General features: G+C 71.5%; 13 protein-coding genes. 9 read left to right on the forward strand and 4 right to left on the reverse strand.

Annotated features, from left to right (window positions below; translation table 11 throughout):
• Positions 1-80: 80 nt before the first annotated feature.
• On the reverse strand, positions 81-842 hold the full coding sequence (locus tag ACQEVI_RS15370) for an ROK family protein (protein WP_432900312.1): 762 nt from the start codon (positions 840-842) through the stop codon (positions 81-83).
• Between the two features lie 39 nt (positions 843-881).
• On the opposite strand from ACQEVI_RS15370, the gene truA reads away from it, so the two are divergent.
• Positions 882-1796, forward strand: coding sequence for a tRNA pseudouridine(38-40) synthase TruA (gene truA, locus ACQEVI_RS15375; RefSeq protein ID WP_432900314.1), 915 nt, complete (start codon positions 882-884; stop codon positions 1794-1796).
• Between the two features lie 70 nt (positions 1797-1866).
• On the opposite strand, the gene ACQEVI_RS15380 is transcribed toward truA, so the two are convergent.
• Positions 1867-2292: a DUF5709 domain-containing protein gene (locus ACQEVI_RS15380; RefSeq protein ID WP_432900316.1), complete on the reverse strand. Its 426-nt coding sequence runs from the start codon at positions 2290-2292 to the stop codon at positions 1867-1869.
• A gap of 282 nt (positions 2293-2574) precedes the next feature.
• On the opposite strand from ACQEVI_RS15380, the gene rplM reads away from it, so the two are divergent.
• From rplM to ACQEVI_RS15400, 4 genes are all read left to right on the forward strand, one after another.
• Entirely contained in the window at positions 2575-3024 is a 450-nt protein-coding gene (rplM, locus tag ACQEVI_RS15385; protein WP_116673612.1) for a 50S ribosomal protein L13, read from the forward strand.
• Positions 3025-3067: 43 nt separating this feature from the next.
• On the forward strand, positions 3068-3553 hold the full coding sequence (rpsI, locus tag ACQEVI_RS15390) for a 30S ribosomal protein S9 (RefSeq protein WP_432900318.1): 486 nt from the start codon (positions 3068-3070) through the stop codon (positions 3551-3553).
• A gap of 124 nt (positions 3554-3677) precedes the next feature.
• Positions 3678-5042, forward strand: coding sequence for a phosphoglucosamine mutase (gene glmM, locus ACQEVI_RS15395; protein ID WP_432900320.1), 1365 nt, complete (start codon positions 3678-3680; stop codon positions 5040-5042).
• 190 nt (positions 5043-5232) lie between these two features.
• The gene (locus ACQEVI_RS15400; RefSeq protein ID WP_432900321.1) at positions 5233-5922 is read left to right on the forward strand and encodes a DedA family protein; all 690 of its coding nucleotides are present in this window, start codon (positions 5233-5235) and stop codon (positions 5920-5922) included.
• A gap of 4 nt (positions 5923-5926) precedes the next feature.
• On the opposite strand, the gene coaA is transcribed toward ACQEVI_RS15400, so the two are convergent.
• Entirely contained in the window at positions 5927-6922 is a 996-nt protein-coding gene (coaA, locus tag ACQEVI_RS15405; RefSeq protein WP_432900323.1) for a type I pantothenate kinase, read from the reverse strand.
• 121 nt (positions 6923-7043) lie between these two features.
• On the opposite strand from coaA, the gene glmS reads away from it, so the two are divergent.
• The 3 genes from glmS to ACQEVI_RS15420 all read left to right on the forward strand — a co-directional run bounded on the left by glmS (position 7044) and on the right by ACQEVI_RS15420 (position 10045).
• The gene (gene glmS, locus ACQEVI_RS15410; RefSeq protein WP_432900325.1) at positions 7044-8945 is read left to right on the forward strand and encodes a glutamine--fructose-6-phosphate transaminase (isomerizing); all 1902 of its coding nucleotides are present in this window, start codon (positions 7044-7046) and stop codon (positions 8943-8945) included.
• A 33-nt stretch (positions 8946-8978) separates the two neighbouring features.
• Entirely contained in the window at positions 8979-9347 is a 369-nt protein-coding gene (locus ACQEVI_RS15415; protein WP_432900327.1) for a pyrophosphatase, read from the forward strand.
• A 347-nt stretch (positions 9348-9694) separates the two neighbouring features.
• Complete coding sequence (locus tag ACQEVI_RS15420) at positions 9695-10045, forward strand: holo-ACP synthase (protein ID WP_116673618.1); 351 nt, start codon at positions 9695-9697, stop codon at positions 10043-10045.
• A gap of 15 nt (positions 10046-10060) precedes the next feature.
• On the opposite strand, the gene ACQEVI_RS15425 is transcribed toward ACQEVI_RS15420, so the two are convergent.
• Positions 10061-11110, reverse strand: coding sequence for an LLM class F420-dependent oxidoreductase (locus ACQEVI_RS15425; protein ID WP_432900329.1), 1050 nt, complete (start codon positions 11108-11110; stop codon positions 10061-10063).
• Positions 11111-11208: 98 nt separating this feature from the next.
• Between ACQEVI_RS15425 and ACQEVI_RS15430 the strand changes: the two genes are divergently transcribed.
• Positions 11209-12957, forward strand: a complete 1749-nt coding sequence (locus ACQEVI_RS15430) for a bifunctional ADP-dependent NAD(P)H-hydrate dehydratase/NAD(P)H-hydrate epimerase (protein WP_432900330.1) — start codon at positions 11209-11211, stop codon at positions 12955-12957.
• Positions 12958-12966 lie beyond the last annotated feature (9 nt).

The raw sequence follows: 12966 nt of genomic DNA on the forward strand, positions 1-12966 counted from the left end.
CCTCTTTCTCCCCTGCACGACGCCGGGCCGCACCTTCCGTACGGAGGGTGCGGCCCGGCGTCGTCGTGCGTGGCGGTGCGTCACTGAGCAGGCAGCAGGTCCCATGCTCGCGCGCCGCCCACCAGTGCGGCGGAGTTCGGGACGATGACGACGTCGTCGCCGAGCCTGGTGAGCGCGGACGGCGTGATGCGCCGCGCGTTGCCGCCCCCGAGGTAGAGCCGGTCCCAGTGGAAGACGGGCCGCAGCCCGTCGACGACCGTGACCACGCGTCGTGACCACAGGCCGTCGCCCAGCCGACGTCGTTCGGGCTCGCCGATGTACTGGTCGTACGTCAGGTTGCGGCGTACCGGCGCGTGCGACCACTCCAGGTGCGGCGCGATCCGGCCGCCGTGGAACATCGCGGTCCCGAGGCCCGTGCCGAGCGTGATGACCAGCTCGAGGCCCGACGCCGCGACCACACCCGCGCCGTGCACCTCTGCGTCGTTCAGGACCAGCGCGGGCAGGTTCAGCCGGCTGGCGACGGCCGCGCGCATGTCGAAGCTGTGCCACGCGTCGAGCAGCGCTGGATCCACGCGAGAACGCGGCCCCGACCGGGTGATGTAGTGCGGCGTGTGCACGACGACGCCGCTCCGGATCATGCCGGGCATGCCGACCGTGACCCGTCCGGCCGCCGGGAGGTCGGTGGCGATCTTCGCGATCGTGTCCACGAGGAGCTCGGGCGGCAGCGGGTAGGGCGTCGGTACACGGACCGGCGCCGCGTGCGCGGTGCCCGACGAGTCGAGGACGGCTGCCTTGATCCCGCCTCCACCGCAGTCGACTGCCAGCGTGAGGATGTCTGCCATGACGTCACTGTACGAACTCTGGCGCGAGGATCGGGGAAGATGGCTGGCGTGAACGAGTTCATCAGGGTCCGGCTCGACCTCGCCTACGACGGCACCGACTTCGCCGGCTGGGCGCGCCAGCCGGGTCTGCGCACCGTGGAGGGTGCTCTCGACGACGGGCTCGCGCGACTCCTGCGTGGCGATCAGAACGGCCCGCAGCCGCGCTTCACGGTCGCCGGACGGACCGACTCGGGCGTCCACGCGCGAGGTCAGGTGGCGCACTTCGACATTGAGGCGGGCGCCTGGGCCAGGCTCCCGGGCCGCTCCGCGGGCTCCGGCCGCAGCCCGGAGGAGGCGCTGGTGGCGCGGCTGGCCAGCGTGCTCCCCAGCGACGTCGTCGTACGCAGCGCGATGCAGGCACCCAAGGGCTTTGACGCCCGCTTCTCCGCCATGCGGCGCCGCTACACCTACCGGATCGCCGACACCGCCGCGCTGCGCGACCCCCTGCGCCGCAGGCACGTCCTGTGGTCCCGCAAGCCGCTCGACGCGGCCGTGATGGACGCCGCCGTCCGCCCGCTCGTGGGGGTGCGCGACTTCGCCTCGTACTGCAAGCCCCGTCCGGGCGCGACGACCATCCGGGAGCTGCAGCACATCGCCTGGGAACGGCCGGCCGACGGACCGGATGCGGGCCTCGTGGTCGGCCACGTCGTCGCCGACGCGTTCTGCCACAACATGGTGCGGGCCCTCGTCGGGGCGTCGATGGGGGTGGGGGAGGGGCGCCGCCCGGTGAGCTGGCCCGCGGAGCTCCTGGCCAGCCGGCGGCGGGACGCGGGCGTCTTCGTCGTGCCCCCGGAGGGGCTGTGCCTCGAGGAGATCACGTTCCCGCCGGACGAAGAGCTCGCCGCCCGCGCGGACGCCGTCCGCGCCAAGCGGATGGACGAGGACATCTGGGACGACACCCCGGCCGCGAAGTAGAGCGCCTGTCCGAGTCTCTCTGATGTCGCCAGGGAGACTCGGACAGGCGCTCTGCTTCGCGAGACCGGGGTCAGGGCTCCTCGACCCAGTGGACCGCAGCCTCCTCGGCGCTGGCGCCGGCGCCGTCGATGCCCGCGTCGGTGCCGTACAGGTCGTTCTGGCGGCTGCCGTCCTCGGCCGCGTAGCTGCCGGGGTCCGCGTCGGGGTCGGACACGAGCCGTCCCGCGCGTGACGTGTCGGCGCGGTTCAGCGGGTCCTCCTGCCAGACGTCCGGCTCTTCCTCACTGAGGCGCTGGTCCATCGGCTCGCGGTGCCGCTCCTCCCACGGGGTCTCGCCCCAGTGGTTGCTCCGGGGGCGCTCGGGCGGGGAGTAGCCCTCGTCGAGGTTGTCCTTGGTGCCCCGGCTGTAGAGGGTGTCCTCCGCCGGCAGCTGGTCGGTGTCGCCCTCGGCGATCCCGTCCGGTCCTGGCATGGTGGCTGGGGTTTCCTCGGTCATGTTCCTACCGTGGCACCAGATTCGCCCCCACGCCAGCAGGCGGACGTGTCGAACCTCATGCCACTCGCCGTACATCCGTGCCCGCTTCGCTTTGACCCCTGGGGAAGCGGCCAGGTACTCTAATGAGTCGTTGTGCTTTGTCACGACGTCCTGCGTAAGCACCGAGCCCACTCGTGTGCCGACGAACGGCCCGGACGTCACTCTGACCCCCGCGCACAACGACCTGACTCTTCGGGCGCTGCTTCTCGCCCGACGACACCGAAAACGAAAAGGTTACGAACCGTGCGTACGTACACCCCCAAGCCCGGCGACGTCCAGCGCGACTGGCACGTCATCGACGCGACCGACGTCGTCCTGGGCCGCCTGGCAAGCCAGGTCGCCATTCTGCTGCGCGGGAAGCACAAGCCGACTTTTGCTCCGCACGTCGACGGTGGTGACTTCGTCATCATCATCAACGCGGACAAGGTCGCGCTGAGCGGCAACAAGCGCGAGACCAAGCTGGCCTACCGCCACTCGGGCTACCCGGGCGGCCTCACTGCCACCCCGTACGGCGAGTTCCTGGACACCAAGCCGGAACGCGCCGTCGAGAAGGCCGTGCGCGGCATGATCCCCAAGACCTCGCTCGGTCGGACGCAGATGACCCACCTGAAGGTCTACGCCGGCTCTGAGCACCCGCACACGGCGCAGCAGGCCAAGCCGTTCGAGATCACCCAGGTTTCGCAGCAGGCTTGAGCCGCTGCCGGATCGCAACGCTGAAGGACGCGAGGACACCACAGTGGCCGAGACCACCGTCGAAATCGAGCAGGACGCCGAGGCGCCCAGCTCTTACACCACCGAGACGACTGCGCCCGCAACGCGCGGCTCGTCCATCACCGCCCCGGCTCAGGCCCTCGGGCGCCGTAAGGAGGCCGTGGCGCGCGTGCGCCTCGTCCCCGGCACCGGCACCTGGAAGGTCAACGGTCGCACCCTCGAGGAGTACTTCCCGAACAAGGTGCACCAGCAGCTGGTGAACTCCCCGCTGCAGCTGGTCGAGGTCGAGGGCCGGTTCGACGTCATCGCCCGTATCACGGGTGGCGGCACGTCGGGCCAGGCCGGTGCTCTGCGCCTGGGCATCGCCCGTGCGCTGAACGAGATCGACCGGGACGCCAACCGCGCCGAGCTCAAGAAGGCCGGCTTCCTCCGCCGCGACGACCGTACGGTCGAGCGCAAGAAGGCCGGTCTCAAGAAGGCCCGCAAGGCTCCGCAGTACAGCAAGCGCTGATCCAGCGCGTGGCTGGGTGGCCCCGCCGAACAGTGTCGACACTGTTCAGCGGGGCCATCTGCATTTGCCGGCAGGTGCCGGTGGCCCACTACGGTGGGATTCGAACGATCTGAGGAGAACCGGCATGGGCAGGCTGTTCGGCACCGACGGAGTTCGGGGCCTCGCCAACAAGGACATCACCGCGGAGCTGGCGCTGGAGCTGGGCGCCGCCGCGGCGCGGGTACTGACCGCGCAGGGTGAGCTGCTGGGGCCGCGTCCGCGCGCGGTCGTCGGGCGCGACACGCGCGCGTCCGGCGAGTTCCTCGCGGGCGCCGTCGCCGCGGGTCTGGCGTCCGCCGGCGTCGACGTGGTGATGCTCAACGTGCTGCCGACGCCCGCGCTGGCGTACCTCGTGACGGAGCTGGAGGCCGACCTCGGCGTCATGGTCTCCGCCTCGCACAACCCGATGCCGGACAACGGCATCAAGTTCTTCGCCCGCGGTGGTCTCAAGCTCGACGACGCCGTGGAGGACGCCATCCAGGCCACTCTCGGCGACGACTGGGAGCGGCCGACGGGCGCGGGCGTCGGACGTATCCGCACCGACGGCCAGGCCGCCGCCGAGCGCTACGTGCGCCACCTGACCGACAGTGTCGGCACCACCCCGGACCACCGGCCGCTCGAGGGCCTGCGGATCGCGCTAGACTGCGCCAACGGCGCCGCGAGCGAGGTGGGTCCGGAGGCGCTGCGCGCCGCGGGCGCCGACGTCGTCGTGATGAACGCGAGCCCGGACGGCCGCAACATCAACGAGAAGTGCGGCTCGACGCACCCCGAGCAGCTGCAGGCCGTCGTCGTGGCGTCGGAGGCGGACTTCGGCGTCGCGTTCGACGGCGACGCCGACCGCTGCCTCGCCGTCGACCACACCGGCGCCATCGTGGACGGGGACCAGATCCTCGGGATCCTCGCCACCGCGCTCAAGGAGGAGGGACGCCTGCCGGGCGACACCCTCGTCGTGACGGTGATGAGCAACCTCGGCCTGCTCCTCGCGATGCGGGAGCGCGGCATCACGACCGTGCAGACCGCGGTCGGCGACCGGTACGTGCTGGAGGAGATGCGCACGGGAGGCTTCAGCCTGGGCGGAGAGCAGTCCGGCCACATCATCCTGGCGGACCACGCCACGACCGGCGACGGCGTCCTCGCGGCGCTGCACCTCGCAGCGCGGGTCAAGGCCTCGGGCAAGCGGCTGGATGATCTCGCGGGTGAGATCCAGCGCCTGCCGCAGACCCTCGTCAACGTGCGCGGTGTGGACAAGTCCCGTGCGGGTACCGACGAGGGCGTCCAGGCGGCCGTGCTGGACGCGACGACGCGGCTGGGGGACACCGGGCGGGTGCTGCTGCGCCAGTCCGGCACGGAGCCGCTGGTGCGCGTGATGGTCGAGGCTCCGGCGCAGGACGAGGCGGACAAGGTCGCGGACGACCTGGCCGCCGTCGTGCGGGAGCGGCTCGCGCTGTAGGGAGAAACGGGACCGCCGTGAACACCCCGTGAATCCTTGGGAAGCGGGGTTCGACCAGGGGCACCCCTGATGCTTTTCAGGGGCGCCCCTTGCGTAGGCTGGCACCAGGCACTAAGAAGTGCTCTCCCCGCCCCCGGGCGCCGCCCTGAGCCGTTCGCAGGGCAGCTCCCGACGAGACTCTCGAGGTCCCGTGCTCGATCTCATCTCCGCCGTCCTGAGCGCCACCGAGGCGTGGATCCTCGCGATGGCCGCCTCGCCGTGGATCTACCCGGCGATGTTCGCCTTCGCGACCATCGACGGGTTCTTCCCGCCGCTGCCCAGCGAGTCCGTGGTCATCACCCTCGCGGTCTCCGCGCACACCACGGGCACGCCATGGATGTGGCTCGTGCTGATCGCGGCGGCGGCAGGGGCGTGGGTGGGTGACCAGATCGCGTACCAGATCGGGAAGATGATCGGCACCGACCGCGTACCGTTCCTGCGCTCCCGGCGGGGGCGCAGGGCAGTCGCCTGGGCCGAGCGTGCGCTGGCGCGGCGCGGCGCCTCGTTCATCCTGGCCGCGCGGTACATCCCGATCGGCCGCGTGGCCGTGAACATGACGGCGGGCGCCGTCGGCTATCCGCGGCGCCGGTTCATGGTGATCGCCGCCATCGCCGCGGTCATGTGGGCGCTCTACTCGGCGGGGATCGGCCTGGTTGCGGCCCAGTGGTTCGGCCACAACCCGCTGCTGGCCATCGGTATCGGCGTGGTCCTGGGCGTCGCGATGGGCTTTGTCGTGGACCTCATCGTGGGCTGGTTCTCCCACCGGCACCTCGACCCCGAGAAGACGGCGGGCACGGCGGACAGCTCGGCGGCCGCGGAGGAGCACGCCGACGTCCGCTGACGGGCTAGAGCTTACGGAGGCGGACCCGCTGCACCGCGTGGTCCGATCCCTTGGTCAGCACCAGCGTCGCGCGGCCCCGGGTCGGGATGATGTTCCGCTCCAGGTTCGGCGCGTTGATGGACTCCCAGATCTTCATGGCTCGCTCCGTCGCCTCCTGGTCGGAGAGCGAGGCGTACCGCCGGAAATAGGAGTCGGGCTTGGTGAACGCGGTCCTGCGCAGCTCGAGGAACCGGTCCACGTACCACTGCCGGATGTTCCGCGTCCGGGCGTCCACGTAGATGGAGAAGTCGAAGAAGTCGCTCACGGCGACCGTCGACTCGTCGACGGTGGACGGCCGGGCCGGCTGCAGCACGTTGAGGCCCTCGACGATGAGGACGTCGGGCTTCCGGACCACCGTCTCCTGGTCGGGCACGATGTCGTAGATGACATGCGAGTACACGGGTGCCCGGACCTCGGCCTGCCCCGCCTTGATGCGGGACAGGAACCGGATCAGGGCGCGCCGGTCGTACGACTCGGGGAAGCCCTTGCGCTCCATCAGGCCGCGCCGTTCGAGCTCGGCGTTCGGGTAGAGGAAGCCGTCGGTGGTGATGAGCTCGACGCGCGGCGTCTCTGGCCAGCGGGCGAGCATCTCGCGCAGGACGCGCGCCGTCGTCGACTTGCCGACGGCGACGGAGCCGGCCACACCGATGACGTACGGCGTGCGGGGCGGATCCTCGTGCAGGAAGGTGGACGTCGCGTCGTGCAGGCCGGCGGTGGCCTGCACGTACAGGTTGAGCAGACGCGACAGGGGGCGGTAGATCGCGTCGACCTCGGCAAGGTCGATCGGGTCACCGAGACCGCGCAGGCGCTCGACGTCCTCGTCGGTCAGCGGCAGCGGTGTGGAGGCCGACAGACGGCTCCACGCCGCACGGTCGAGATCCACATAGGGCGAGGACGGGGCAAGGGCCAGCAGGTGCTCGCTGAGGTCCGTCGTCGGAAACTGGGAAACCACCTGCAGCATTGTGCCCCAACCGGGCGCGGGAATCCCCACCGGCCGCTGCGGGACCTCCCGCGGTGCCCGCGGCGCACTCCTGTGAGCCCGGTGATGGGGGCAGGCCCGGACCCTCGCTAGACTCGCCCGCATGTGTGGGATTGTGGGTTACACGGGAACTGCTCCGACTATCGCGGACGGCAACGCGTCAGGTGCTGCCGCGCCGTCGGGCATGCCCCTCGAGGTGGTGGTCGAAGGGCTCCGCCGGCTCGAGTACCGCGGATACGACTCGGCGGGCGTCGCGCTCGTCGCGCCAGGGCTGGACGGCATCGCCTGGGCCAAGAAGTCGGGCAAGCTCGCCAACCTGATCGAGGCACTGGAGCAGGACCCGCTGCCCGCCGCCACCGCGGCGATCGGCCACACCCGCTGGGCCACGCACGGCGGCCCCACCGACGCGAACGCCCACCCGCACCTGGCCGACGGCGACCGGCTCGCCGTCATCCACAACGGCATCGTCGAGAACTTCGCCCAGCTCAAGGAGGAGCTGCTGGCCGACGGCGTGACGTTCCGCTCGGAGACCGACACCGAGGTCGCCGCTCACCTGGTGGCCAAGGCGTACCGCGAGACGCGCGACCTGACGGAGGCCATGACGGTCGTCGCAGGGCGCCTGCACGGCACGTTCACGCTGCTCGCGGTGCACGCCGACGCACCGGAGACGGTGGTCGGCGCGCGGCACGACTCCCCGCTCGTGGTGGGGCTCGGCGAGGGGGAGAACTTCCTCGGCTCCGACGTCGCGGCGTTCATCGCGCACACCAAGGAGGCCCTCGAGCTGGGCCAGGACCAGGTGGTGACCATCACGCCGACGTCGGTGGTCGTCACCGACTTCGACGGCAAGCCCGCCGACGCCAAGCGCTTCACCGTCGACTGGGACGCCGCCGCCGCCGAGAAGGGCGGCTTCGACTCCTTCATGGACAAGGAGATCCACGACCAGCCGCAGGCCGTCGCGGACACGTTGCTCGGCCGGACCGACGCCACGGGCGCTCTCGTGCTGGACGACCTGCGCATCGACGAGTCGGTGCTGCGCGCGGTGAACAAGATCATCGTCGTCGCCTGCGGCACCGCCGCCTACTCCGGGCACGTGGCCAAGTACGCGATCGAGCACTGGTGCCGCATCCCCGTCGAGGTCGAGCTGGCGCACGAGTTCCGCTACCGCGACCCGATCGTCGACGAGCGCACGCTGGTCGTGGCCGTCACGCAGTCCGGCGAGACCATGGACACCCTGATGGCCGTGCGGCACGCGCGCGAGCAGGGCGCCAAGGTGATCTCCATCGTCAACACGCACGGCTCGACGATCCCGCGCGAGTCCGACGCCGTGCTGTACACGCACGCCGGCCCCGAGATCGCCGTCGCCTCCACCAAGGCGTTCCTCGCGCAGATCACCGCCGCCTACGTGCTGGGCCTGTACCTGGCGCAGCTGCGCGGCAACAAGTTCCCCGACGAGATCGCGACGCTGCTCGACGAGCTGCGCGACATGCCGCGCAAGATCCAGACGGTCATCGAGCGCGGCGAGTACGTCCGCGCGACCGCCCGGTCCATGGAGAAGTCCGACAAGGTCCTGTTCCTGGGGCGGCACGTCGGGTTCCCGGTCGCCCTGGAGGGCGCGCTCAAGCTCAAGGAGCTCGCGTACATCCACGCGGAGGGCTTCGCGGCGGGCGAGCTCAAGCACGGGCCCATCGCGCTGATCGACGAGGGCCAGCCGGTCTTCGTCGTCGTGCCCTCCCCGCGCGGGCGCGACTCCCTGCACTCCAAGGTCGTCTCCAACATCCAGGAGATTCGCGCCCGCGGCGCGCGCACCCTCGTGATCGCCGAGGACGGCGACGACGCGGTGCGTCCGTACGCCGACGAGATCTTCTGGATCCCGCAGGCACCCACGCTGCTCCAGCCGCTGCTCGCCGTGGTGCCGCTGCAGATCTTCGCGATGGCGCTCGCGACCGCCAAGGGCCTCGACGTGGACCAGCCGCGCAACCTCGCCAAGTCCGTGACGGTGGAGTAACCGCCGCCGTCCGGCTGTGGCACGCTCGGCGGCGTGGAAATCGAGAAGCTCTCCGACGACGTCGAGATCATCAGCCGCGTCTACGCGCGGGTACACGGCATCGACCGCACCGACGACTGGCTGGTGCTGAAGCTCCACGAAGAGGTCGGTGAGCTCACGCAGGCGTTCCTCAACCTGTCCGGTCGCTCGCGCGACCGCGGCCAGTCCGATGACGAGACGCGGGACGCCTTCCGCGGCGAGGTCGCGGACGCCCTGGCGCAGCTGCTGCTCGTGGCCCGGCGGTTCGACGTCGACCTGACCGAGGAGCTGGAGCGCAAGTGGTTCCGCTGGCGGCACCTGGTCCAGCCGGAGGACACGGCAGGTATCCGGGATGTCGGTGACCCCGTCCAGCCTCGGCGCTGACGAGAGGGGCGTGCATGGCGTACGTGGAGACGGGCCCGGCACGAGCGCAGACCCGCGCATGCCGGAAGGTCAGCTCGACACGGCGACGTACACGAGCAACGCGAGGATGGCGACGATCATGACGCCGAAGATCAGGACCATGACCTTGGGGAAGGGCAGCTTGTCGTCGTCCGCGGGCATGGCGACCTCCTGAACATGAAAGATGGCGCACTGGGAGCAGAATGCAGGCACTATCTTTACCGAAACGTTACTGCGACATGGTGCCCCAAGTCGGGCATCCTGCGCAAGGCTGCGGTTGTGGGACGCGACGGAGCCTGCGGCCGTCGGCAGCCGCTTAGGCTGAGCCAATGATCATCGGGACGGGCATCGACGTGGTCGACGTGGCCCGGTTCATGGAGACCCTCGACCGGACGCCCCGGCTGCGCGAGAAGTTGTTCACCGAGGTCGAACGTGAGCTGCCGCCGGCGTCCCTGGCCGCCCGGTTCGCCGCGAAGGAGGCCATCGCGAAGTCGCTCGGTGCTCCGGGAAACCTCCGGTGGCACGACGTCACCGTGCACCGCACGGTGGGTGGCCCGCCCCGGATCGACGCGAGCGGCACCGTCGCCGCCCGCGCCGCCGAGCTCGGTGTGCGCACCTGGCACATCACGATCTCGCACGACGCGGGCATCGCGTCGGCAATGGTGATCGCGGAAGGGTGACCTTCCGCCCCCCCGTCACTGGAGCTCGGGGATCACCTGCTTCTCGAAGAGCTCCAGGCCCGTCTGGTCGTAGGCGGCCTCCTGGAAGTACGTGATCGCGTACTCCAGGCCGCGCGAGCGCATGTCCTGCAGCCGCTCGACGATCTGCTCGGGCGTCCCGACCAGGAGCCCGGTGCGCCAGGTGTCCATCTCCTGGTCGGCCTTCTCGGGGACCTGCTTCCGCAGGTGCGCCTCGATCCAGCCCAGCCGCTCGGCGACCTCGGCGTCGTTCTCGCCGATCACCACGTTGTAGTTCGCCGACCGGGTGATCTCACCGAAGTCCCGTCCCAGCTCCTTGCAGTGCTCTTCCAGGACGCGTGACTTGTGGTCGAACGCCTCCGGCGCACCGGCGAAGTTCGTGTACTGGGCGTGCTGCGCGGCGATGCGCAGCGTTTTCTTCTCGCCACCGCCCGCGATCCACAGGGGGATGGACGGTACCTCGGCGCCGCCGTCGCCCACCGGGAGCTGCTGCAGGGGCTGCGGGTAGCAGAGCGCGCCGTCGACCTGGTACTGCTTGCCCTCGAACGTGCCGGAGGAGCCCGTGCGCCACATGTTCGCCATGATCTGCACGCCCTCGTCGAGGGCTCGCAGACGCTCGCCGGCGGACGGGAAGCCGTAGCCGTACGCGCGCCACTCGTGCTCGTACCAGCCCGCGCCGATGCCCATCTCGACGCGCCCGCCGGAGACCGTGTCGACGGTCGAGGCGACCTTGGCCAGGTAGGCCGGGTTGCGGTACGCCATGCAGGTGCACATCTGGCCCAGCCGGATGCGCTGTGTCGCCGCGGCGAATGCCGCCATGAGGGTCCAGGCCTCGTGGGTGGCCTCCGTGGTGACCGCCGGGACGGTGAGATAGTGGTCGTAGACCCATGCGGAGGTCCAGGCGAACTCGCCCCCGGGAACGGCCTCGCCCGCCGCCTGGTTCTCCGCGCGGTGCACGAGGGAAAGCATGGAAGCCCACTGGTCGGCAGGCGGGATGTCGACCAGGTCGAGGCGCCAGCCCTGCGGGATGAAGAGTCCGAATCGCATGGTCCGACCTTATGCCGAGAGGGTTGCGGAGGGGAGGGGCCGTCCATTTCGCCCACAATCTGTCCCTGGGACGGCGGCGGAAGCGGCACTATAGGACTGTGAAAGACGCGTGGAGTTCCGACGAGGTACGAAAGGCCGAGGAGCCGCTGATCGCTGCCGGCGAGCCGCTCATGGCCAGAGCTGCGTACGGGCTGGCCCAGGCGGTGCTCCGCGAGGTCGCGGCGTCACTTGACGGTCGTCCCTCTGATCATCGGCTCGTCCGCCCGGGCACCGTCCGCCTGCGCGGCAGCCTCGGTTCCGACGGGCTCCCCGGCACCGCCCGCGTCCGCCCCAGCCGCGCGACCGGTCCCAGGACCGACGTACGCGGCGCCAGCGCCCTGCTGCTCGTCGGACCCGGTAACAACGGCGGGGACGCCCTGTTCGCCGGCGCGCACCTCGCGCGGCGGGGTCTGACGGTCACCGCCGTGCTCGCGTCGGCGCGCGCCCACGAGGACGGCCTCGCGGCGTTCCGGGCAGCGGGCGGAAAGGTGCTGACGCTCGCCGACGTCCGCGTCCCCGCAGTGGTCCAGGCCGCGCTCGCCGCCGACGTCCTGCTCGACGGTCTGGTCGGTGTCGGCGCACGGGGCGCGCTGCGGCCCCCGGCCGGCGGCCTGGTCCGGACGCTCGCGGAGGCCCGGGAGAAGGCGGGGGAGCGCTGGCCGCTCACCGTCGCCGTCGACATCCCGAGCGGCATCGGCGTGGACGACGGCGCGGTACCCGGCCCCGTCCTGCGCGCCGATCGCACGGTGACGTTCGGCGCGCTCAAGCCCGGTCTGCTCCTGCCGCCCGCGGCCCACCTCGCAGGCGACGTCGAGCTGGTCGACATCGGCTTCCCCACGGTCGCGGGCGCCGAGGGCTGGTCGGGCACCGTGTGGGGCGTGGCGACGGGCAGGCACGCGATGAGCGGGACGGACCCGGCGTCGGGCCGCGTGCGGCGGATGGAGCCGGCCGACGTCGCCGAGCTGTGGCCCGTCCCCGGCCCGCACGACCACAAGTACACGAGAGGCGTGGTCGGCGTGATCGCGGGGACGAGCACGTACCCGGGCGCGGCGGTCCTCGCGACGTCGGGTGCGGTGCAGGCCGGACCAGGCATGGTGCGCTACCTGGGGCCCGAGGCGGTCGGCGCACGCGTGCTGCTCGCCCGCCCCGAGGTGGTCGTGGCGGGCGGCCGGGTGCAGGCGTGGGTCCTCGGGCCGGGAGTCCCCGCGCTCGGGCCCGACGACGGGCCCGACGACGACGGCCAGGCCCGCCGGATCTTCGGCGCGCTCGCCGCCGTGACCGGCGTGCTCTCCGAGGACGTGACCGGCGGCAGGATGCCCGCCGTCATCGACGCGGGTGCGCTCACCATGCTGGAGCACCGGCTCCCGGCCTGGGCGGTCCTGACCCCGCACGCCGGTGAGCTGGCAGAGCTGCTGCAGGGCCTGGGGCACGACGTCGACCGCACGGCGGTCGAGGCGCAGCCGCTGCACTGGGTGCGTACCGCGCACCAGGCCACCGGCGCGACCGTGCTGCTCAAGGGCGCGATCACCGTCGTGGCGGGCCCGGGCGACGTCTACACCCAGGCCGACGCGCCGGCCTGGACCGGCACGGCCGGGTCCGGTGACGTGCTCGCGGGGATCCTCGGGACGCTGCTCGCCGGCCGCTCGGCCGACGTCGTGGAGGACGAGACCCTCGCAGCCCGGCTCGCGGCCGCCGCCGTGCTCGTGCACGGCCGGGCTACGGCGCGGGCGTCCGCCGGTGGTCCCGTGACGGCGCTCGGTATCGCCCACGCGGTGCCCGCCGTCGTCGCGGAGCTGTTGCGCGCCTGAAGACCGGGC

This window comes from Promicromonospora sp. CA-289599, from assembly GCF_050936155.1.
GTDB lineage: Bacteria > Actinomycetota > Actinomycetes > Actinomycetales > Cellulomonadaceae > Promicromonospora.